The sequence below is a fragment of the Dyadobacter psychrotolerans genome (assembly GCF_004349265.1).
Lineage (GTDB): Bacteria > Bacteroidota > Bacteroidia > Cytophagales > Spirosomataceae > Dyadobacter > Dyadobacter psychrotolerans.
Genome location: NZ_SMFL01000015.1, coordinates 126,873 through 151,323, shown reverse-complemented (window position 1 = coordinate 151,323; position 24,451 = coordinate 126,873). Strand labels below are relative to the sequence as shown.

General features: G+C 44.2%; 13 protein-coding genes and 1 pseudogene. 8 read left to right on the top strand and 6 right to left on the bottom strand.

Annotation, left to right across the window (positions count from 1 at the left end):
• Positions 1-31: 31 nt before the first annotated feature.
• Complete coding sequence (locus tag E0F88_RS28205) at positions 32-799, bottom strand: 3-keto-disaccharide hydrolase (protein WP_131961687.1); 768 nt, start codon at positions 797-799, stop codon at positions 32-34.
• A 206-nt stretch (positions 800-1,005) separates the two neighbouring features.
• On the opposite strand from E0F88_RS28205, the gene E0F88_RS28200 reads away from it, so the two are divergent.
• Positions 1,006-1,782, top strand: coding sequence for an aminoglycoside 6-adenylyltransferase (locus tag E0F88_RS28200; protein WP_131961686.1), 777 nt, complete (start codon positions 1,006-1,008; stop codon positions 1,780-1,782).
• 93 nt (positions 1,783-1,875) lie between these two features.
• Here E0F88_RS28200 and E0F88_RS28195 read toward each other — a convergent pair whose 3' ends face one another.
• Positions 1,876-4,593, bottom strand: a complete 2,718-nt coding sequence (locus E0F88_RS28195; RefSeq protein WP_131961703.1) for an exo-rhamnogalacturonan lyase family protein — start codon at positions 4,591-4,593, stop codon at positions 1,876-1,878.
• Between the two features lie 461 nt (positions 4,594-5,054).
• Here E0F88_RS28195 and E0F88_RS28190 point away from each other — a divergent pair, with 461 nt between their 5' ends.
• From E0F88_RS28190 to E0F88_RS28165, 6 genes are read left to right on the top strand one after another with little or no spacing between them, the layout of a single operon-like run.
• The gene (locus E0F88_RS28190; protein WP_229213940.1) at positions 5,055-6,749 is read left to right on the top strand and encodes a hypothetical protein; all 1,695 of its coding nucleotides are present in this window, start codon (positions 5,055-5,057) and stop codon (positions 6,747-6,749) included.
• The gene (locus E0F88_RS28185; RefSeq protein ID WP_131961685.1) at positions 6,733-12,570 is read left to right on the top strand and encodes a hypothetical protein; all 5,838 of its coding nucleotides are present in this window, start codon (positions 6,733-6,735) and stop codon (positions 12,568-12,570) included. The genes E0F88_RS28190 and E0F88_RS28185 overlap by 17 nt, the downstream gene beginning before the upstream one ends.
• Positions 12,571-12,589: 19 nt before the next feature.
• On the top strand, positions 12,590-13,603 hold the full coding sequence (locus E0F88_RS28180) for a hypothetical protein (protein ID WP_131961684.1): 1,014 nt from the start codon (positions 12,590-12,592) through the stop codon (positions 13,601-13,603).
• An 11-nt stretch (positions 13,604-13,614) separates the two neighbouring features.
• Complete coding sequence (locus tag E0F88_RS28175) at positions 13,615-15,735, top strand: fibronectin type III domain-containing protein (RefSeq protein ID WP_131961683.1); 2,121 nt, start codon at positions 13,615-13,617, stop codon at positions 15,733-15,735.
• Between the two features lie 6 nt (positions 15,736-15,741).
• Positions 15,742-18,333, top strand: coding sequence for a fibronectin type III domain-containing protein (locus tag E0F88_RS28170; RefSeq protein WP_131961682.1), 2,592 nt, complete (start codon positions 15,742-15,744; stop codon positions 18,331-18,333).
• Positions 18,330-18,761: a hypothetical protein gene (locus tag E0F88_RS28165; RefSeq protein ID WP_131961681.1), complete on the top strand. Its 432-nt coding sequence runs from the start codon at positions 18,330-18,332 to the stop codon at positions 18,759-18,761. Before E0F88_RS28170 ends, E0F88_RS28165 begins: the two co-directional genes overlap by 4 nt.
• 28 nt (positions 18,762-18,789) lie before the next feature.
• Here the strand turns inward: E0F88_RS28165 and E0F88_RS28160 are convergent, their stop codons facing one another.
• The 4 genes and pseudogenes from E0F88_RS28160 to E0F88_RS28145 form a co-directional block, all read right to left on the bottom strand.
• Entirely contained in the window at positions 18,790-20,889 is a 2,100-nt protein-coding gene (locus tag E0F88_RS28160) for a tetratricopeptide repeat-containing sensor histidine kinase (RefSeq protein ID WP_131961680.1), read from the bottom strand.
• A gap of 3 nt (positions 20,890-20,892) precedes the next feature.
• Positions 20,893-21,612 (bottom strand): LytR/AlgR family response regulator transcription factor, encoded by a 720-nt coding sequence (locus E0F88_RS28155; RefSeq protein WP_131961679.1) that lies wholly within the window; start codon positions 21,610-21,612, stop codon positions 20,893-20,895.
• Positions 21,613-21,736: 124 nt separating this feature from the next.
• A pseudogene (locus tag E0F88_RS34890) lies at positions 21,737-21,889 on the bottom strand (type II toxin-antitoxin system YoeB family toxin); the annotation flags it as partial.
• 28 nt (positions 21,890-21,917) lie between these two features.
• Positions 21,918-22,442, bottom strand: coding sequence for a hypothetical protein (locus tag E0F88_RS28145; protein WP_220466393.1), 525 nt, complete (start codon positions 22,440-22,442; stop codon positions 21,918-21,920).
• Between the two features lie 175 nt (positions 22,443-22,617).
• Between E0F88_RS28145 and E0F88_RS28140 the strand changes: the two genes are divergently transcribed.
• Positions 22,618-24,429, top strand: coding sequence for a glycoside hydrolase family 15 protein (locus tag E0F88_RS28140; protein WP_131961677.1), 1,812 nt, complete (start codon positions 22,618-22,620; stop codon positions 24,427-24,429).
• Positions 24,430-24,451 lie beyond the last annotated feature (22 nt).

The window sequence follows — 24,451 nt, the reverse complement described above, 5'->3', positions numbered from 1 at the left end:
CCGCTGATGCCTGAACGTTTCTAAAATTTTCTTAAAGCTCCTTAATACGAATATTACGAAACCACACTTTTTCGTGTGCGTTGTGGTTTTGCAGGGCAATTTTGCCTTTGGCGTGAGGCGTGGCATAAGGCCATTCGGTAAACTTGCTCTTAGCCAGTAAAGTTTTCCACTCATCTCCTCCGTACAGATAATCCACCACTTTTTTGCCATTCAGATAATGCTCGACATGATCTTTGTTCACCACGATTCTCCCGGTGTTCCACTCACCCACAGCCTTTGCTGCTGCTTTATCAGAAGGAGGGTTCATATCGTAGTTAGCTCCTGTAAGCTGTCCTTCTTTTAATTTAAGTTTCATACCCTGTGCATCCACTGTGATCGGTTCGCCTTCTGGGTTTCGCCAGACGTAAGCTTTGTCATCAATAATCTGATATTCAGGCGCTGAGAATACGGTTCTTTTGATTTCAGGTTTTTCGACTACCTTGTATAAAATACCACTATTGCTTCCGGCCGGAATTTTAAACTCGAATTCCAAATCAAAATTTTCATATTCTTTATCAGTAACAAGGTCTCCCCCGGTACCATCAGGAGTAAGGGCCCCGTCCTCAACCAACCATCCTGTTACTCCCTCTTTGTTGTAGTTATGCCAGCCGGCGATCGTTTTTCCGTCAAACAAAGTCACCCATTTTCCTTTACGAAAATTAAATAAACCTGCCGTACCGGAAAAGGGAAGTGTTGCCGCAAGACTCGAAACGCCAACCAGAATGACTACAAGACCTGCAAAAATTTCATTTTTTCTCATAACTATGCTGTTTCGAAGTATCGCTTAACTTTCTTTCCGAAGATAACGATTTTACAAATCCGCAATGTGGTTTAGAGTTTATCTGTTTCTATTCGAGTTGCAGCCATCGGTAAAAATATCTAAACCCCGAACCAGGCAGTACGGGGATGAACTAAAGCATGGCCGCAGCCTGTTACACAATAATTTTCTAATCAATTCTGAATTTTATGAAACCAGTTTTCTTCCAGCAATTTATCGCTTCTTTTTCAGACAAGCTTTCATCAGACAAAGATTTTTTGGCACTTGCGGCCGGAGGTTCCTGGATTGACGGACGAATGGACCGGTTCTCAGATATTGATCTGGTAATCGTCCATCGATCTGAAACACTGCCGTTGGAACAGAGAAAGGCTGTGGCCCAATCTGCAGGTGATTTACTGGCTTGTTTTACCGGCGAACACGTTGGCGAGCCCCGTTTGCTGATATGTCTTTACAATAACCCCATGCTACACGTCGACCTGAAATTCGTTCACCTTACTGATATGACATCCAGGGTTGAAGATCCTGTCGTAATTTGGGAGCGCGACAGCATTTTGACAAACCTGCTAAGTCAATCAACCGCAGAATTTCCTTACCCGGATTTCCAATGGATCGAAGACCGTTTTTGGATTTGGATTCATTACGCCGCAGCAAAAATTGGCCGTGGGGAATACTTTGAAACGACAACTTTTTTTTCCTTTATGCAGCAAAACGTGTTAGGCCCCCTGGCTCTGATAAAAAACAAGGAACTGCCCAAAGGAGTAAGAAAAATAGAACAGCTCTTGCCGGAGGAAGATTTGCAATGGATGAAAAGTACCATCGCAGAACAAAACAGGGAGTCCTGTCTTAACGCACTGCAGAATACGGTGCAATATTATCGGTTATTAAGAGAAGCGGTTATGCCACCTTCAATTAAACCAAACAAACGTGCAGAGGAAGCAGTGATGACCTATGTAGCTGAAATTTAGTTCCAATTTTTGATTAAACCACGTTAATAAAAAAAACATAGCCTTGAGCCGTACATAAGCAGGCAAAAGGCTATGTTTCAAAAAAATTGAAGTTTATTTTAAATCGCTCCCTGCAAAAGCAAGACATTGCATCGCAGCCAGTCCCCACTGCGCAACAGCGTTTGTTGAAATGCCCACCGCCTCATCAATTGGATTAAGCACTTCCGGGCCCTGCAGGTGAATTACCTTAGGGTTTGGGTTTTTAATCCCCGCCTCGCCTTCAAAAAATTCGCTCCATGCTCTGTCTGCAAGTCTTTTATCTTTTCTTCGTAAGGCAGCAAATGCCGTCAACCGTGAATGTCCTTGTTTCAGGTTGAGTTTTGTCAGACTTTGTCCCAATGCCTTTTTCTGTTCCTCAGCTGTTCCGTTATATAACTGGCAGTATTGCACCCAGGCTTTTTCAAACTCAGGCATATCAAAAACACCGATCAGCTCCGCACATATTTCTGCAAGGCCAAAAACGGAACTCAGATGTGAAACGCTTAGCTTCGCCGGATCAGCGGAAATAAATCTACCAGTGTTCAAGTCCATGGTAGACACGCCGGTAAAAAATCCGTGGGGTTGTCCGGCAATGGTGCGCATGCTGTTGAGCAGCTTATTTTTTATCTTTTCATTTCCCGTCCGTTCCCATTCAGTGAGCCATGCAGCCGCGAGCGCGCCCCAGTCGGTTCCAAAAGAAATACTGGCCAGTTCTCCTTTCGGATCGTTTTCCGGTGCAACCTGTCCGATTTTCCTTCCCGGAATAATGGTGCGTAGTGTCCTGTCTGCATCAACCTGCTCACGCATGAGGTCACCCACCCTTTCGTCAGCGGTCAGGTAATAATAAAATCGTCTGTTAGCTGCGGTACTAATCCGTAACTGCTTTGCGCTGCATCCCCAGTGCATCACGTTATGTCTGGAACCCAGCGGACTGAAAGGCCCGATATGATGAACATCGACTTCTCCCGTATGCCTGGTCATCGCTTCGGCCATTCGGAACACATCATTCCTACCTGTCCTCAGAAAATAATACCAAAGCCACAAGTCAGTGGAAAGCTCTGAGTTGTCCCAGGCAAAACCGCCCACATCATATTTCCAAACGTGACGATCCTCGTCATAGGAGTGCATCACATCACCATAATTCCAGAATCCATACCAGTGACGCTGATCGACCTGTTTTTGGTAATAGTCAAAATAAAATTCCAGCTGTTTTTCAATTTTAACCTCCTCGGGGTTGGCCGTATTTATTGCGCTGAAAGCACCGCCAAAAATCCCGGCTTGCGCATAATACCCTGCATCACAAATCAATTGCGGAGGATTTTGTATTTCCTGGGATATCCCAGTGAGTTCTGCACCGGAAGGTGTTGCCGGGAGCACGCGGATCTGCATTTCACTGGTTCTGGCGACACCAACAGGCCTTCCAAATTCCGGTTCGTAATCTTCATAGGTGATTTCCAATGCATCCCTTTGTTTTTCAAAAGTATCCTGCCCCATCCCGTCATGGTAAAACCGCATGTCCATGGCAGATGCCTTGGGAGCCCAAACCCACATGGTAACTTCCGCAAGATCAGTATGCGCATTGCGAACATCCAGCTGAGCCGGATGGCTTTGCCAGAAGTTTCTTATTCCAAATGCGATGCCGCCTTTTGGTGATCCCAAATATCCTGTTCCTGAAGATCGTCCGCCATATGCCGACTGTATCCAGGCATGTCCTGCTTTGGTTCTTTTTTGTATTTCAAAAGAATCTGGTGTTGGCTGAAATAGCGTATAGTCACCAAAGGCGGGAATATAATTCAGCCGTTTTGATACGGTCTGCGGAAACGTGGAAACCGCCGGCGTCTCTTTTCCTCCGGTTTGTGCATCTTTTACCGCTCCTCCCGGATCGCGCCGTAATCCTGTCAGGCCACGTATGGCTTCGGCAAACACACCCTTGTTTTCTCCCGTAAACCGGACATGCCGGTTGTGCATCTCCTCTTCCATCGGAACATTAAAACGGATGCCGATTCCTTTTATAAAATCCTTGTTTTCATCCGCGTCATAAATGATCGTATGCATAACCCGAATAACATCACTACCCTGATAAAAGTATAGTCTGACAATAAAAGGCAGCAGCCCGCGCTGACCGCTGCTATGTTTTCCTTCAATTTTAACAACCGCTTTTACCGGCCCTTTTTGCTCAACGGTTACGCTGTCAATTCTGCCATCAAAAAACTCCGTTTTGAGCGATTCTCCGCTTTCAGCCTCAGCCTTGTCCTGAATCTGCAGGATCAGCCGGCCGTTTTGCGCAGTCACTTTACGAGTCCTTGAAATTGAACTGATAAGGTCATTACCTGTTTTGTTTACCTTACAAACGATAATTCCCGTATCAATTTCAATGTTATCCGCTTTATCAGTTAAGACAATTGGCTTTTCTATGACAGCTGGTTTTCCCTGTTTTAATAAAAATTTACCCGAAGTATTCTCCATCGGTCCGATTGCGTGTGCCGACCATTTAACCGTGCCGTCCGGCCATTGCGCAAGTGGCCACGTTTGAATGGCCACTTCTTTACCATCCTGACTTTGCAGTTTTAAAGGTGTGTCTTTTTTTAATAAACCTTTTCGCCAGGGAATCCCCCAGGTCGTACCGGCACCAGCTCCGGAAACCTTTAAATCCAGCCAGTTAAGTATAACCGGTTCCAGTATTTCTCCTTTCTTTTTTCCCAAATCAGGTAAAGAAACGGTATTTGTCGCAGGGATTACAGCTGCCAGGATCATGCTGTTTTTAACAAATTTTCTGCGACTAATCGGTGTCATTTTTTTCATTTTATATTTTTACATAAACGCAATATCCAAAACAGGAACCCTTAATTTCTGACCAATTTAGGGTCCTTAACAGCCTGGGAAAGCCGAAAGCGACATTATTATCAGTGTTAAATTTCCTTTCATCCCAATGTAGATACTTCGCGTCTCTTTCCTCACATTTTTTCTATGTCGATGAAAAAAAGTAACGTTTGTAAATGTATAGAGTTTTAAAGGAGCAACTCTCCTGCTGTCTTCTGGTTGAAGTAACACCTGACTTTTTCTTTAAACTTCTATTTTATTAACCGCTTAATAAGATCATCAAACAATTATAACCACTTCTTTGGCAGTAAGTAATCGTTCAGCGATTATTGCATACCCTTCATCGATTTTTACATGTTTGGTTTTTTCGGTGTGGTTAACTTCAACACATCAGATAATTCCGGCGCGGACTATCACAGTGTTATCAGCATTTTATGAATAAACTATTACTCTTTTTATTGATAATATTGGAGCTACCCGTTTCCATTCGGGTAATGGGACAAAATGCTCCGAAAACAAAAGCCGTGCAGGTTTCAGGAGGTCTGAATGCTTACGCCGGTTTTTACACAGCCAACGGAATCAACGCCCGGAACCAGCCCACGCCTTTCGGACTTAGCGGAGCCATAACCCTAACCTTACCAGGGGGCATCAGTTTACCATTCTCAGGTGTTTTAGGAAATCAGGGAACAAGTTTCCGTCAGCCATTCAACCAGTTTGGTGTAAGTCCGGGTTACAAATGGGCGACCTTACATGCCGGATATCGTAATGTTTCTTTTTCGCCTTTCACTCTGGCAGGGCATACTTTTCTGGGTGGTGGCGTCGAACTCAATCCCGGGTTACTCCGTGTGGGTATTGTTTATGGTCGTTTTAACAAAGCCAGTTCGTCAACCATTATTGATCCAAACGTGATTCCGTCTTTTAAACGTACCGGATATTCCGTCAAACTGGGTTACGGTAAAGCAAATAATTATGTAGACCTGGTGATGTTGCGTGCAAAGGATGACACCAACTCCATTGCCGGTGTAGCTCCTTCTCCCGAGTTAAACCTCACTCCTGCCGAAAATCTGGTTGTGGGTATCACCTCCCGCCTTTTAATTGTAAAGCATTTTTTGGTAGAACTTGATGCCGCTGCAAGTTCTTACACGCGTGACATGCTGGCGACAGAAATCCAGGCAGAGGGAAAGAATCCCCTGGTCAGGCTGTTTGGTAAAATGATTACCCCGCGTCTTTCATCTCAGTTAACGCAGGCAACGCAGGCCGCAGTTGGTTATCAGGACAAATGGGGTTCGCTAAAAGTGCAGTACAAACGCATTGACCCTAACTTCCAGACAATGGGTGCTTACTATTTTCAAAGTGATATTGAAAGTTATACCGTTGCGACATCTTTAAATCTGCTAAAAGGAAAGGCAAGAATTACAGGAAGTTACGGCCGGCAGTTTGATAATCTTGCCAATAACAAAAACGCAGGAACCGGCCGGTCCATCGGATCGTTGATGGCCTCTGTGAACCCCAACCCGACTTTTGGTTTTGACATTTCGCTGTCGAATTACGGTTTAAGTCAAAAAGCAGGTTTACGACCACTTATCGATACACTCCGGATTGCACAGAACAATCTTTCGGCAACCGTCAATACACGGTACTCTGTTTTAAATCCGGAACTGTCCCACATTTTTACATTCACAGCGACGCATCAGCAACTTTCAGATCTGAACCAGACCACAGCTGCACAAACAGAGAATAACAACCAGAATCTGAACCTGGGTTATTTTTTCGTGCAAAATCAAAGTGGTTTTGGACTGAACCTCACACTTTCCTATACACAGACGAGCCTGCCGGTTTCCATGCCCGGTCAGGAAAATTCGAAGGTGAAATATTACGGACCTACCGTCGGCACAAATTACGCTTTCTTAAAAAAGAAAATAACCACTTCCGCTAACGTATCGTACCTCATCAACAAGCAATTTGGAGTTACCGGAAAGTTACTAACAGCTTCTGCAAATGCGGGTTATCAGCTTTCGAAAAGGCAGAGTTTAAATCTCATGCTTAATTATTTAAACTCCAATACGGGAATAGAAGCGGAAAAATTTAACGAATTCAGAGGAAACATCGGATATGGAATTTCTTTCTAAAATAATAAAACACAGAAACTGTGTAATTGCCTGTTTTTCTCTGTTGCTGTTTCTGGCAACAGGTTTTTATTCCGCGGCGCAGGACATGGTCCGCATTACCACCAATGTGCTGCCGCCTTACAGCCCTTACATTCAGGATTATCCGGGAACAGGAAACCGGGTTCAGGTATTTATAAGTAATCTTTCGGGGAGAGCGCTTAGCGTGCGGTTACTGGGAAAACTGGAAGGGGATAATGGCGTGATCATCAAAACCTCATCAAATTACCGGCCACAGCAGCCGCTACAACTGCGGCCAACGGATGTAAACCGGCTGATTACCCGCAGCGAGCTGGAAGGTCTGTTTGACCTGAATCAGATTGAGGTCCAGGGAATGAACAAAAACCTGCTTTACCGCGGATTACCACTTCCGGAGGGAAATTACCAATTGTGTGTTCAGGCATTCGACAACGCAACGATTCGCCCGCTTTCAGCGGAGTTTCCAATGGGATGCAGCGGATTGATACCGATGCGGGTAATAGAGCCTCCGATCCTTATTTTCCCTCAGGCCGATATGCAGGTAAACGCAAATACGCCACAAACACAGGTTTTTACCTGGACTGCTCCGGTGGGAATTCTGCCTAACCAGGTTGATTATACTTTACGGATCGTCGAACTTCCTGCTTTGGATATAGACCCAAATGTTTTTATTGATGCAGTTGTTTTACCAAAGTCGGGTCTCGAAGTTAAAAATCTGAAATTGACCACCTTTCTTTACGGACCGCAGCATCCTCCATTACAGGTCGGGAAACGCTACGCCTGGCGCGTTCAGGCGGTTCCCGTCAATGGAAAACTAAATTTTTTAAATGACGGAAAAAGCCCGGTGCAGGCATTTACCTATGGTCAGTTCCAGAAGATTATTTTGCCGGGAATCGAGGTCGTTCAAAACATCATCCCAATAAGTCTGCTTCCGGTAGACACCACGTCCACCCCGAAAAAAACGGCGCTTTTCGCAAAGCTTCCGGCCAATTGTTCCTGCAAGGTTCCTGTAAATGAAAGTGAGAAAGTAGACAACAGCCAGGTTCTGAAAACGAGAAAAGCGACAATTGCCGGTTTTCAGCTCGATTTGCTGGCTAACGTTAAAGAAGAAAAAGGAGCACTTTCGGGAACAGGCATGATTCCGGTTCCGATGATCAACAACAGTTATGTAAAGCTGCGGGTAAATCTCTTTGATATTCAGTGTAATGCACAGGGACAGGTAATCAGTGGTTTTGCAAGAGCGATTTACAAGGAAGGAGCGCCGGGTTTTACGCCTGGTTACGACCAACCTGAAATGCCGGCCCTGGAAATGACGCCCGCTACGATGCAGAACCTGAGTACATTCTTTTCAACCGCCAAAGATCAACTTGTTTCTTCTCTGACAAATTCAGCCAAAAGTGTAGGATTCGAGTTGCCGCTTGGAATTGATAAAACCTTTGGCCCGGTGAATACGGTCATTGCGATCACTAACATGACCTTTATGCCAAACCAAGCCTTTTTTGATGCCAATACCTGGGTCAAAACAGCGAATTCACTGGTTTCCGGCATTCCGCTGAGTGGTTTCAACATGTGTTTTACTCCGGAAAAACTCTGTGGCGAAGGTGTCTTATATCTTGCCGACAAAATGCAGCTTTCCCCTTTTTTTGCTTTAAAAGGAGCAGAGGGCGCACCTATGGGTGAAAATTTTATGGGACCGGATACGGCTCAGGTTACACATGTTGTTTTTGATGATAAGGGTTTCAAACAAATGCGGGTTCACGGGTTGCTTACCCCTCCCGGCCTGACTGATGCAGCTACAAAAGGTCCTGTTGAAATCAGCGTAAACACGGGTCTGGTTAATTTTCAAAACTGGACGGCACAGTTGAGTTTTCCCAAATTTTATGTAAACGGACTTTCTGATTTTAAATTCTCGATGCAGGAAGGTAAACCGGCGATTTACGATCATTCGGAAATGACTACACCCGCGAAGTTACCGGAAGGTTATCTGGCCGGCCCGGAAATTAATCTCTGGCAGGGACTTTATTTTCCGGAAATCAACCTTGAACTTCCTGCTTTCATCAAAAGAAGCGATGGGAAGCCGCTCACCGTTGGTGTGCAGGATATGATTTCAGATAACAATGGTTTTTCCGGAAAAGCATTTATGAAAAACATCCTGGACATCGGGGACGGTTCACTGGCAAGCTGGTATTATTCAATTGACGAATTATCTGTCAGCTTCCTGAAAAGTACATTCCAAAATTCTGCAATGAGCGGAAAAATAGTTTTACCAGTATTTAAAGATCCGACACAAGGTTCTTCGCAGTTACCTTATAGCTGCACCCTTTCAAAAGAAGAACAAAGCGGCGGTTTGACAGTACAGTTCACGGCCAAACCCACCGACGAAATGAGCGTAGACATCTGGCGGGCCAAATTAAAACTGGAAGGCAGCAGTTATGTCAGTGTGACTTACAGTGGCAACGAAGGTGTGGAAGCGAAGGCGGTTCTGAACGGAGGAATTGATATTGATGCTGAATACTTTACGATACCCGGTGCCAAATTTGAAGAACTTACCCTGACCAGCAAGGCGCCGTATTTTGGATTAAAATCTTTAAAAATGGGTTTTGCATCGCCGCAAAAACTCATGGATGATTTTCCCTTAACGTTAACCTCGGCGGATTTGGTAGTAGATCCCTCCGACCCTGAACGGTTTGGATTTAAGTTCGCAGGAAAACTGGATCTGACTGGCGGAGAGGGAGCCGGGTTAACAGCTGATGCCGGAGCAACGCTCTTTTTCAAAACAGGGTTGTCAAAAGGAAGACCAAACTGGTCGTTTGACGATGTAACTCCTGATAAAGTTTCTGTGGATGCCCCTTTGGGACCGGTTCAGGTGAAGGGTTCTTTGGAATTTTACAACAACGACGGTGTCTATGGGAACGGTCTGAACGGGACTGTTAAGATGACAATAAGTGGTTTGTTAGGAGGTGATGTTTCCGCGCGCTTCGGACGCACTACTCCCGGCCAGGGTGGGTTCCGTTATTGGTATGTAGGCGGAAAGATAAGCATTGGCGCATCCGGAATACCTTTTGCCCCACCCTCTCCTCTCGTTTTCAGAAGTTTTGGTGGTGGTTTGTATTCAAAAGTAACCAGAAAAACGAACCCGCAGGGTGAAGTTTACTACACGCCTGATGACAAAACGGGCATGGGCTTTGAAGCGCTGGTAGGCGTTGGACTGGTCACTCCCGGCGTACTCACCATGGAGGGAACACTTGGGATGGAAATGACAGCGAATAGCGGTATTGGTAAAATGTCCTTTCACGTTGACGCCTGGCTGCTTGGGGATACAAAGTCTGCTGCATTTGCCAAAGGGAGTGGCGATATGGTCTACGATTTTCAGAATAAAATTTTCGATGCCCAGCTGGATCTTGCTGCCGGATATTCGTTGCCGGGTGTAAGCATAACCGCAGAGGTAAAAAGCACAAAATTACATGTGGATGGTGCCGGCCTTTGGTTTCTTTCGCTGGGAATTCCTCAGGATCGTATCGGTCTGAAAATCGATATTGCCAGCCTGGCCAGTTTCAAATTTGGCACTTATTTTATGCTTGGAAATTATAATGGCTCGGGCTCAACGCTGCCACCAGCACCATATGGCTTTGATAAACGGCCAGGGATTTTGCAGGAACTTGGTTATAAAAGCAATACGCCTACTGCCTTTAAGGATGGCTCACCTCTGATTGCCTTTGGCTCAGGTTATAGTCTCAATTCCGATTTTGGCGTTGGTCCTTTTCATTTGCGTTTTGATGGCGCCGTCGGATTTGACCTTGCCTTATCTCAATCGAGTGATCTTTGTAATGGCAAAACTCCGGGAATAAATGGCTGGTATGCGATGGGTCAAATTTATGCTTACATGCACTTTGCACTTGATCTGGACATTGATACCTGGGTTTATGAAGGAACTTTCACCGTTGTAGAACTGGAAGCGGCGGCACTGCTGCGCGGCGGGATGGTCAATCCTATCTGGCTGAATGGACATGTTTTGCTAAAATACCGCGTACTTGGCGGACTGGTAAAGGGAAAGGTCAATCTCGACTTTTGGTATAATAAAGGAGAGCGATGCGAACCCGCCTTTGCACCACCAAATCCGTTTGCAGGACAGCCTCTTATCGCTGCCGTCGGTCCGTCAGGAACTGATAAAAAAACGTCCATTCTTTCACCATACTATGCGGAATTCAACTACCCTGTTCAAAGTGATTTGATCATTGATCTGGAAGTTCCGCAGGGACAAAAAGTGGAAGCCGGTACGCAGGGAACAACGTCGGTTGCGCCAAACGGAAACACGATCTTACACCGTGAGTTTCAATTGTTGTATAAAAAAGGTTTTTCAACCGTTGCCACAAAAGTTGACCCACAATATGCAGGCTGCGATTCGGACAATAGCGGTAGATACAGTTATGACAGAAATGAAAATGGCGACCCGAATTACAACGTCACATTTTACCGTTATTCTGCCCTTTTACCCAAATCGTCGTACAAGGTATCTTTGGATTTGCAGGTACATATCAGAAATAACGGTAAACTCGAACCATACATTTTCAAGAACCAGACCGTGGAGCAAACCGAATCAGTAGAATTTCAGACGGGCGATTGTATCACTGTTTTGTCAAAAGGTTCTTCCGATGATGATGCAATTTTATCGTCCTATCCTTACGAAGGCCAGCGGTATTTTATGAAAGGTGAGGACGCCGTAACTTTTATCCGGCTGAAAACAAAAATGACGTGCTGTTTAACAAATCTGAACTCAGACGCCAATTATGATCTCATGGCAAGATTTACTCCGTTGGAAGGAACCACTTTTGCCGATGACAAACCACTTTCTGTAATGACGGCCAAAGCAGTATTTACCGGCGACCAGGTTAATTATACATTGCCTGCTGGCATTAAGAACAAAACTTTTTACAGATTTGAACTTGTAAGGATTCCAAAGCCCGCTTTTGTCAATCAGCAGCTTGCAGAAGCAAAAAAAGCAAAAGAGTCGGCTAAGAAAATATCGACTGCAAACATTTACGTTGCAGTTAATCAGGGCTTCAATTCGCTTAACGGACAGGCATGGAAATCCGGCTATAAATCACCGTTTCCGGGAGCAGGTTCAGGAGCCGCAGCCAGTGTAAATGCGAAGTATAATAATACAGTTGATACTTACACAGAAGTATCGAATGAAACCTACGAAAAGATTGCGCAGGGTTATGGCACGAGCTACAAAATAACTGCCGGATCAGAAATGCTTTATAATACGGGAAGTCTGATCGTCAAAATCAATGAAAACGCAGCAAAGGCTAAGGAAGAAGCCAAACTGGCAAAAAAACTGGAAGTTTCTCTTTATAAATATTACTTTAAAACCAGTCAGTTTAACAAACTTTCTGAAAAGGTAATGGCAGCACAGTTTCCGCTGACAGAGACAAATGCCATTGCCAAAATGATGGATGCGCTTACAACAAAGATGGAATCCCAAGAAGGTTTTGATTCTTATGAAATGCAAAGTGAATTTTTAGGAAACGGCACTTTCAGGCCTTCAATGGTTCTGTTAAAAGCCGGAAAAGAAAGTTTCTGGTTTAAGACAGTAGCTATTCCGATAGCTGAAATGCTTGAAAGGATTCCGAGCCATTTTTACGAAGAAGCCGATCTGACTAAACCATTCGGTGATAAGAATGAAGCTATTGATTTGTTCCGCCGGTCGATGGTGCAGTTTAATCACATATATGATGATATTCAGAAGCCTTTTAAAAATGAAGATATCTACAACCTGATTTATACAGAAAGAAAACATAAATAGTGCCGACGCACTCACGATTATGAAAACGATTTTGACAATATTCTTTTTATTAAACTGCCTTGTACTGGTGGGGCAGAAAGTAAAGCTGAACGTTAGCAAAAATGCAAATATAGCGCCCAAAACCTACTCATTGGGCGACATGCAGTCCATTGCTAATGGGTCGCCGGTTAGTGGATTAAAGACAACCGGCGGGCTTACTGTTTCGGATGCGGTTATGGACGGAAATTCGCCTGCAATAGAAAAATATGTGGAGGAGCATATCACGCAAACCATTTTTGGCCAACCGGGAACCAAACAATATGGCGTCACTTATTCTTCCATTCCCGTGCGTAACGCCTATGACAAATACATACTTCCTCATGTGTCTACTTATGAGGAACTTAACAATCAGATTTATGATGGCAATTATAAAAAAATGATTACTATAGCTATCGGAGACCAGCTCACTCTTCTGGCAGAAAACCATGGTACCTACAATTCATTGCAGTCCAAAATTATGCTTAGAAAAGCGATTCATGAAGAATTCGCTGCTGATCCTTTTACAAAAGATAGTGAACAGCCAAGCTATTTCGATGATCACCTTTATAATATCTACAACAAGACAAAGCAATATCTGGTGTACTGCAATGATTCCTATTACCAGGTAGATAAAGATGGAAAGAAAATTCCCTGCAACAATGAGTGGTCAAAAGGATTTTTTATGATGACCAGTAATCTGGCCAAAGTAAACTGCGTACTGGCAGTAGTTATCGCCAAATCAAGAATCGACAAAGTTAAGGGCGACAGCAAACTTACTTCCGATATAAATTATGCCGGCTGGAACATGCTTTACAAACCATTGGTATATTATAAAAATCAGAGTTCGGACTTTGGTGTGTTCGTAAGCAACATGAAACAAATGCAGCAAATGACCAAGGACGGGAAGCTTCATGAATTATATGACTCTTATTACAAATGTCCCTCGCCGCAGGCATTTGGTTTTTTCGATATCAACAAAGTTCGCACAGCCTCCGTTTTTAACCCTGCCAAGTAAGCTTATTTATCATGAAAATATTTTATAAATCCGTCTTATCAAGCACTCTTGTTCTGCTCCTAAGTATATTGCTTACAGGCGGAATCTGTCTTGGGCAGCAAGCGGATGATATTTCAAAACGGCCCCAGCCCAGGATCGACACTTCATTAACCGGCAGGTACCGGGTGGGCATTATGGCAAAAGCATTTGGCGATTCGGTTGTGGTCCGCTGGGCTCCTAACCATGCAGCACTTTTTCGCCAGGCTTTAAAACAAGGTTACCTGCTGACGAGAAGAAGCTTAACGCCGGATAAAAAAATGCATCTGGACTACCAGATCACAGTAAAACCATGGACGACAGCGGAATGGCTAAAAAATGTTTCAGCAAAAGACACCCTGGCGGCGGCATCTGCTCAGCTGGTTAATGGTACAAACACACCCATCGGTGCCAACGATGCGATTACGCTTGATAAAATTCTTGATCAGCAAAACCAGAATGACCTGCGGATGATGATTGCATTATTACTTGCGGATGTAAGCCCGAGAAACGCGACGGGAATGGCGCTGGGATGGGTTGATAAAAACGTTAAAAAAGGTGTCCGGTACAGCTATTACCTCACACCGCTGACCAATCCTGAATTGTATCCCGTTGAAATGGCTGTGACTTCTGTCACAAACGAAAAAGAGACGGAAGCGCAGCGTATGACTCCGGTGAAAGTAACTTCGGGAGAACATCTGATCCGGCTGAGCTGGAACCGCCTGTTATCTGAAAATTTGTTTTCATGCTATTATGTACAAAGATCCGACGATGGCGGAAAAACCTTCCGGCGAATTACGAAACGACCCTGGATCCAAGCGCCAACTTCGGTTTTAGATGATAAAATTGAATACACAGATTCTGTAAAACAAAATTACCGGCCTTACCAATACAGGGTTCTGGGCATCACACCTTTTGGTGAACTCGTCGCTTCTGAAATCGTCTCAGGCTCAGCAGTTGACCGCACGGCTCCCCATGCCGTTGAAGACCTTAAAGCTACTCACTTACAGGGAAGCAACGTGAAGCTGACCTGGAAATATAACGACAGGCCAGCCGATCTGGCAGGTTTTGTAGTAGCAAAAGGCATGAACCTGGATGGACCGTTTACCCCATTGACGTCCCAGCCACTCGGAGCGGCGGCGTTAGACTTTGTTGACACAACGGCACTCCCCCATCTTCCGAACTATTATCGGGTAGTTGCGATTGACACGGCAAGCAACATCGGTTTGGGACTTCCAGCCTACTGCGTAATTAAGGATAGCAAAGGCCCTTCAAAACCAATGGGAGTTCAGGGATATATCGACACGACCGGATTTGTCAGGCTGGTCTGGGATATGAACAGGGAACCCGATCTGCTGGGCTACCGCGTAATTTCAGCTAACGCACCCGATCATGTGTTCACAGGTGATACAAGAGGATATCTGGCGTTGCCCGTTTTTAATGACTCAACAACCCTGCAGACGCTGACACGGAAAAAGTACTTTCGTGTTATTGCCTACGATAAAAGTTACAACCCCAGCGAACCATCGGACATTTTTGAATTAAAACGACCGGATCTTCTTAAACCTGTTGCTCCCGTAATTCAAAATTACACCGTCAGTGACACTGCGGTAGTTATTTCCTGGTCGCCCAGCAGCAGTGCCGACGTGAGCAACCAAATTCTAATGCGGCGTGGAAAAAATACGGAGCGCTGGGTTGAACTCGCAAAACTGGAAAATTCGGTTTCAAATTTTGCTGATAAAACAATCAAAGGCCATTCTGAATATGGTTATGCTCTGGTGGCGGTGGATGAGGCCGGATTACGTTCGGATGTATCCTTTCCGCTTAATGTAAAAACACCACGTATTACGCCTGCTTCGGTAAACGGACTAAAAGCATTTCTGAATCCCGATAAAAGCGTATCATTGTATTGGACTTACAATATTCCAAATTGCCGGTTTGTCATTTACAAAGCTTTGAAAAATGAAGGTTTTGCGAGTTATGATTCGATTTATGATACACGTGAATACCGTGACAAACGTCCCCAAAAAGGGTTAACCCAATATGCGGTGCGGGTAATATACCAGGATGGCATGGAATCAGGACTTTCTAAAATTATCGAAGTGGATGTTAAATAAAACGATATGAAAAACTTCTTCTCAACACTTAAAATTACAATTTACGCTGTCCTCCTATTTTCAGCAAACAGTTTTTCCCAAACAGTCCTGCCTGCTCCTACCGGTCTTGCTGGCACAGCTCCGGTTTATAACCGGGTTGAACTGAGCTGGAAGGACAATTCGGGAGAGCTGGAAACAGGTTTTGACATTTTCCGGGACGGCGGCTTGGGAAATAACTTTGTATTGATCGGCTCTGCCGGAAAAAATGTAACTACCTATCAGGATTTAACCGTTTCTGCAAACACGTTATATTATTACAGAGTTCGGGCGAAATCGGCAACACAAAATTCTTCGTTTTCTAATGATGTCCAGGTAAACACACCCATCGCGCCACCGGTTGCGCCGGGTAACCTTGCAGCAGCTTTATTAAACGCCAACACGATTCGTATTACCTGGGATGGTAATAACGACGGGAGTACTACATTTTATCTGGAGCGTGCCAACATGTCAGCAGGAGGCGCATATTCACAAATTGCCATCGTTCCTTATAATCGCACCCTCTCCTTTGACGATACCGGATTATCTGCGGGCACTCAATACTGTTATAGAGTCAGGGCACACAATACAAGCGGAGAATCTGGTTATTCCAATTCCTCTTGTGCTACCACCACGCAGGTCGTGCCTGTGGCTCCGGGACGTCTGACAGCAACCTCCGTTTCTTCTTCCGGCATTGATCTGGCATGGGCAGATTTGGCTGCTAATGAAACAGGTTATGAGATTGAACGCGGAACCACTTCCACCGGAACATTTCAAAAAATCGCAGATCTTGGCCCAAATGCAGCATCTTACCAGGACAGAGGATTAAATGCTTCAAGTCAGTATTGTTACAGAGTAAGGGCAAAAAACGCAGTCGGAAACTCTGAATATGCCGGTCCGGTTTGTGCCACAACGGGAACTGCACCTATCGTCAGACCGGCCGCTCCTACTGTTCTGACTGCAACCGTTGCATCAGGAAGCCAGATAAATCTGAGCTGGACTGACAATGCTATTAATGAGGACGGCTTTGAACTCGAATTTTCTTTGAATGGAACGAGCTATTCCAAACTCGCCGATTTGCCTGCAAATACCGTAATTTACCAACATACCGGACTTAGTCCGACAACCCGGTATTGGTATAAAGTCCGCGCTAAAAACGCTGGCGGATATTCGGATTATTCCAATGTTGCAGATGCCACAACAGCGGAAGTAGCTCCTGTTGCACCGGCAAGACTGACTGCGACGCCCGTTTCCAACACTCAAATCGATCTTTCCTGGGCAGATGTCTCTTCAAATGAAACCGGTTTTGAGCTGGAGATTTCACTCAATGGTACCACATTTAGCAAACTGGCAGATCTTTCCGCAAACACGATTACGTACCAGGCAACCGGACTGACCACGCTTACCAAGTACTGGTTTCGGATTAAAGCAAAAAACAATATCGGAAGTTCCGGCTTTTCAAACGTCGCCGAAGCGACAACTTTTGATATTCCTCCCGCTGCTCCCACCGATTTAGCAGCAGCCACTATTTCAAGCAGTCAGATCAATTTAACCTGGAAAGATGTGTCTACCAACGAAACTGGCTTTGAATTGCAGCGGTCGACAGACGGAACCAATTTTACCAAAATAACAGATCTCCCAGCCAATACGACAACCTATCAAAATACAGGCTTAAATCCCGCGACCCAATACTGGTTCAGAGTAAGGGCAATAAATACAGCCAACCCATCTCCTTTTTCCAATATTGCCTCTGCAACCACAATGGATGTTGCACCTGTTGCTCCGGCAAGGTTAACCGCCGTTGCCATTACTTACGAACAGGTGAACTTGTCCTGGGCAGATATTTCTGGAAATGAAACAGGCTTCCAGATACAGCGATCTACGGATGGCGTCAATTTTACAAAAGTGGCGGATGTGGCTGCTAATGTAACTACCTACGAAAACAAAGGCCTGAATGCATTGACCAAATACTATTTCCGAATCTTTGCTTTTAATGCAATCGGCAATTCACCTTTAAGTAATGTTGCAGAGGTAACGACACCACAGGCGCCAATCCCGGATGCGCCGCGCGACCTGACAGCCATTCCCCTGGATTTTGATTTGATACAGCTTCGCTGGTCGCCGTTGTCTGCCAACGCCGTTGAGGTAATTATCGAGCGTTCAACCAGGCCCGACCAGGGTTTTGTCCAGATCGGAAAACAAGCCGCATCCATCATTCAGTTTGCTGACCGTGAGATTCTGGATGTGGCCGACTATTATTACCGGATTAAAGCAACCAACGCTGCGGGCAGTTCCCTTTACAGCAATGTGGCGAAAGTGGAGGCATTCTCAATCATCACAGGAACAGAACCTGTCGCTTCCAAACATCTGATTTATGCTTTTGACAAAACGCTTCACATAAAGCTGGCCGGATCTCAAAAGGCAGACATAACTTTGGTTGATATAAAAGGTGCAAAACTAAAACAGTTTATATCTCCGCAAACCTCACAAACAGACCTTCACGATCTGGCGCCAGGAATTTATATCGTTTTGGCAAAAACAGACAAGCAGGTAATCAGCGAGAAAATCATTTTATTCCAATGAAAAAATATTTAATAACCGCAGTTCTGTGCAGTTTTCTGGCGGGCTGCCAGCCGAAAGAAATTGATACGATAAATGTCCGGAAAGTCTGGAAGGCATTGACCGTGAAAGAAAACGGAACATTGGTTTACACGGAAGGAAATGCAGCAAACACGCGGCCGGGTTATTCCCGTTTCCGGCTCGACCTAACCGTTACAGACCAGGTAACTTTTTCGGATATTGACGGCAGAAAATTAACCGGAAAATGGTCCCTTGCGACAGACTACAAGCGCCTGATTCTGGAAAACCTTACTCCGCCGCCAAGCGAAACTTCCGGCAATGTAGAGTTTTACATTGTAAACAGTTCCGAAACTAAACTGACTTTAAAACGCACAACGGAAAGCAGAAAAACGGGAAACACAACCAATGAATATGAGTTGGTGCCAGAGTAATGTTAATTCCGCAGTTAACTCTGTGCCTTTATCCAAACACCACCAGCGCCCTCGTCAAATTTCCGTCCGGGTTTTCAAACCTGATTTTCAAACCGGTTTTTTCTGAAAGCTCATCAACCAGCCTCAGACCTAATCCGGATAAACCCTGGGTATTATCTTTTTGAGATAAAATCCTGATGTAATCTTCCTGGGTAAAAACGGGACCTGAATTTTCGATTGACAAAGCTTTATTTTCGTCAGATCCGGTTATCCCTACCCGAATGACACCCGACTCCTCGGTTGCCTTTATTGCGTTTTGAAGCAAATTCCTGACAATTGCCTGCAAATAATAAGGATCAGATTGTACCACCATTTCATGAGAAATGAGTGTTTCAATATTTAACTTTTTTGCTTCAATGTTCAACTGAAGCAATTTCAGACACTGACTTACAACCGGCAAAAGCGAGGTGGGCTGAACATCGGCCTGAAACTGATTCATCTGCGTTTTGGACCATAATAATAGATCTTCCATCGTTTCCAAAAGTGAACCGGTGGCAGTCTGTATTCGCTCACTTAGTTCAGCGCGCTGCGTATCATTCAGCAACTTTGGGTTAAGCTGCTGCAATTTAAGAAACTGATAAACCTGGCTGATCGGGGAACGCAGATCATGGCTGATGATACTGAACAATTTTGCTTTGGTACGGTTCGCTTCTTCCAGTTCACCGATCAGTTTTTCCATTTGCCGGTTTTTAGCATCCAGTATTTCCGCATTCTGTTTTTTATTACGATAAATCACACCGAGCAAAGCGAGTGAAAACGCAAGCAATGCCAAACCCGAAATAAACCAGATTCGCTGCTTTTTTGCATCATCGATCTGCACATTCTTTAACTCGATCTGTAATTGTTTATCCTTATTCTGATAATGTGCTTCCGCGTCGGCAATGCTTTTTTTCGACGCTTCAATGTACAACGAATCTCTCAGCGGAGCATACTTTTCATAGGTGTTGTATGCCTGTTTCCACTGACCGGCGGCTCCATAACTCTGCGCAAGCAGCTGTAAATGTGAAACATACATCTGTGGGTCCGAATCTCTTGCAAGCGGCTCGGATGATTCCAGGAAAGTAAGCGCTTTGGCAAACTCCTTCCTGGCAAAATAAACCTTTCCCCTCATGTAATCAATTTGTGGGGTCAGGTACTCATCAGGCCATTTCTGGGACATTTCAACTGCGCGTGAAATGTGTATGGACGCGCTGTCGGTTTTGTTATTTGTCAGGTAATATTCTGTGAATGCAAGATCAGAAGCTATTCTGTTGCTACGATGAACGGAACTTTTGTTGGCAGGCGTCAGCATGGCGGTGAGGCTATCATAATAGACCCTCGCCTGTGATGGTTTATCGAGAATGAGCAATACATCGGCCATATCTTTGTAATAATGGGCGATGTAGTTTGGGTAAGCAACAATGTACTTTCTGGCTTCCTGAATATATTTAAACCCAACTTCTGCCTGATCTGTTTCCACATATAGTTCCCCCAGATTCATCAGATCCGCAACCACGTCTTCACGGTCTTTGATTTTGCCGCTTGCGATCAGGCGCTTTTTAATTTCGATACCACGAAGCAATAACTGCATCTGCTTTTCGTACTGGCCATTCATTCCGTAGTAATTCCCGATCGTGGCCATCATGTCCACTTTCCCAGGTTCGCTTTTGGTTGTATCAATAATTGCCAGAAGCTCTTTTAAAGCCAACCTTGCCTTCTCTTTATATTTCCCAAAGCTGGAATAGGTAAACATCACCCTTTCCAACGCGTTTTTAACAGCCTCAGGATTTTTTGCTTTCCGGGAATAATCGATTGATTTTTCAAAATGATAAACCGAACTGTCAGAGCCTAATTCGCCATAGACGAACCCGAGATAAAAATGAAATTTTGCCAGGTTCAGCAGATCGTTGGCTGGTGTTAATTTCAGGCCATGCCTGGCCACTATTTTTTCTTCTGATATTTTCCCTTTTCCCGCAAGTGAATCGCAGACAACCTGTAACCTTTTTAATTTTTGGGAAAGCGTTTTATAGGGTCGTAAATCCGGGATTTGGCAAACAGCCTCAGCGCTGGTCACTGCCAGCAAAACCAGGATCAGCAGAACATGTTTCATGGTTTATAGTTTCAGCTTTGCAACGGTTGAGCGATAAGTTTTTCCTACGGGAATGGTTGTGTTGCTGCAAATTATTTCTGAAATACGCAACTCGCTGATCCGGCTTATAGAAACTGCATAACTTCGATGCACACGTAAAAACCGGTCAGGTGAAAGCTGTTCCATGAAAAAGGAAAGTGAAGACAGCGTGATATAGTTTTTTTTATCTGTAACGATTTTGGTATAATCCTGCATTGCTTCCAGATAAATAATATCCTTTTGAGATAAACGTACCTGGTTATACCCCTCTTTGATCGTCAGCATATCTTTCTCAAACAGGACTTCATACGCCTCCGACTTTGCTTTCATTTCCGCGTACTCACCTATTTTCCTGGCAGTCTGAACAAAACGCTCTTCGGTAAGTGGTTTAAGGACGAAATCCAGTGCCGACAACTCAAATCCTTCCAGGGCGAATTCTGCATGTGAAGTAATAAACACCGCCATGGGAACATCTGCTCTGATCTTCCTGAGTAACTCCAGACCGGTGCTTCCCGGCATTTCAATATCCAGAAAAATAAGATCCGGTTTGATATAACCGGTAGCTTCCACCCCTTCCAGTGCATTGGAAAAGGTGCCGCAGTTGATCAGGAACGGATATGCTTTGGCATATTCAGTAATGGCAAGCAGGTCAAGCGGGTTGTCGTCAATAGCAATAAAGCGTACCGGAGTAGTAGTACTTTGCATTCAAAAAGTTCAGGTTACAATTTTAAATGTAAGTTATACAAAAGCATTTACTACCCAATTTCTCAAAAAAGGATACATAACTTTAAATGCAAATCCAATCTTTAAAGAGGTTGTGGAAATATTACTACTTATCGGAATAATGTCCCTTAGCAGCAACTACGTAAACATTTATAGTTTCCTCAATAATCTGATAAACAAGTCTGAGCTTCTTGATTATTCTTCCGGACCACAAACCAGCAAGGTTATGCCCTAGTTGCTCTGGTTTCCTATTTCGATGTAAGGATTCTCTGACAGGTCTTCAAAAATCATATAGCATTTCCGCGTATCATTATCTCCTTCGATTTTTTTATATTCTCCTTCGATTTAGTCCGCAGTTTGATCAAAATCAGATCAAGTCCCTCCTCCCTGTTAAGGAAGTTTTCGGTAACGATCGAAAGCAAAGTGTTTTCATCTACTAAAATGCTTTCATAGTTTCCATCCACCATTTCGTCATCGATCATAAACAGTGCCGGTTTGGGCTGCTGAGCAAGATACTTTTTTCGCAGATTATTTAAAGAGATAATTTGGGGCTTGTAATCAGCTTTTGTTTTGATATAAATTTTTCCTTCCAGAACATCTACGTCTGCGACAAAATCCGGGTTCAGCGTTTTATGTAAACTGCTATGCATCAGTTTTCCATTCAAGTAAAACATTGCACTGCTCCCATTTTTCTCCCTATGGATTACTTTTAAGCCGGCGTGATTTACTGCGCTGTCCCATTTTGTTTGCCCAAAAACATTGACAGATAAGAAAAGAAACAGGATTGTTGAAAATGGCTTCATGGTTTTCATTTGATTAAGTGAAAATTGATAATATTTCACACCAGACAATTCGATGAACTCTTACTATAAAAGTCGGGATCACATTTCCTCTACCCGCTTCCTCAGTTATTAGCCAATCAAACCTGCTGGCCTGATTATTTCACCTCACCTCAAAACATTAAAAGGCAAACTCAAACCATTTGTAATGCAGGATTTCAACAAAGGATACAACCCTATTGAAGATTACGGACAAATTGGAAACCTGAAAACCGTGGCGCTCGTGTCCATGGATGGCTCGATCGATTTCATGTGTTATCCTACTTTTGATTCTCCTACCGTTTTTTCCAAAATTCTTGACAGTGATAAAGGAGGAAGTTTTTCAATTACTCCGCAAATTGAAGAGTACAAAACCAAACAACTCTATCTGCCCGACACCGCTGTGCTGCTTACCCGATTTTTCTCCGAAGAAGGTATCGCCGAACTTACCGACTATATGCCTCTAACCGACGGACATACCAAGATGTCCAATGCCATTGTGCGGGAAGTAAAATCAGTTCGGGGAAATATTACTTACAGCGTAAAATGCAATCCGGCTTTTGATTATGCCCAGGCAGAACATAACTGTAAACTGCAAGACAATATCGTGACTTTCACTGCTCACAATGAAGAACAAACTTCAATGCGGCTGATGGCTGACGTAACCTTACAGGTAAAAGAAAACTTCGGTTACGCTGAATTTACCCTGAAAGAATCGGAGGTTGCTTACCTTATTTTTGAATGTGGTAAAGAGCAAAATGCAACGCCAGATCCTGTTGACGCATATAAGGAAACAACCAAATTTGAAACGATCAATTACTGGAGAAACTGGTCAAAAAAATCTACATACAAGGGACGCTGGAAGGAATCCGTAAACCGTTCGGCGATCACTTTAAAACTTTTGACCTCATCCGAACATGGCTCAATGGTGGCTGCACCCACGTTCAGTTTGCCCGAGACCTTACAGGGAAGCCGAAACTGGGATTACCGCTACACCTGGATCCGCGATGCCGCTTTTACCATGTACGCCTTTCTGCGGCTTGGCTACACCGACGAAGCTACCGCCTTTCTCAAATGGATACACGACCGCTGCACGGACGACAAACTATATCTGATGTACGCCATCGACGGCAGTCATGATCTCAAAGAATCAGAGCTTTCACATTTGGAAGGTTATAAAAAATCGTTACCCGTCAGAATCGGGAACGCAGCACAGGATCAGCTGCAAATTGATATCTACGGAGAATTAATAGATACGATATACATCTATAACAAACAGCATTCAGCCGTTACCTATGAATTTTGGGAGACTATTGTCAAACAAATTGAAATGGTTATTGAAAACTGGCAAAAAGCAGATCATGGCATTTGGGAAATAAGAAATATCGAAAAAGAATTTTTGCACAGCCGGCTGATGTGCTGGGTGGCAATGGACCGTGCAATCAAAATTGCGGATCACCGTTCTTTTCCCTATCCTAAAGAGCAATGGAATGATATCCGTACTGAAATTTACCTGGATATTTATCACAATTTCTGGAATGATAAAGTAGGTGCCTGGGTTCAGTACAAAGGTTCCGACAATGTGGATGCCAGTGTATTGCTTATGTCGCTGATGCACTTCATTTCGCCCCATGAGCCCCGCTGGCTGTCAACTTTAAACGTTGTCGAACGTGAGCTGGGACTTGACGTACTACTCTATCGTTACCGCAATGGCATTGATAAATTTGACGGACTCGAAGGTGAGGAAGGTACTTTCAATATGTGTTCGTTCTGGTTTATAGAAGCAATGGCCAAGAGCGGACAAGTAACCAAAGCACTGGACAGTTTCGAAAAAATGAATGGTTATGCCAATCATCTTGGACTTTTCGCCGAACAGATAAGTCACAAAGCCGAACATTTAGGCAATTTTCCACAGGCATTTACGCATCTGGCACTGATCAGCGCTGCACTTGAAATTGATAAACAACTGGATCGGTTATAAATAATTTGCCTAAGAGACTGCG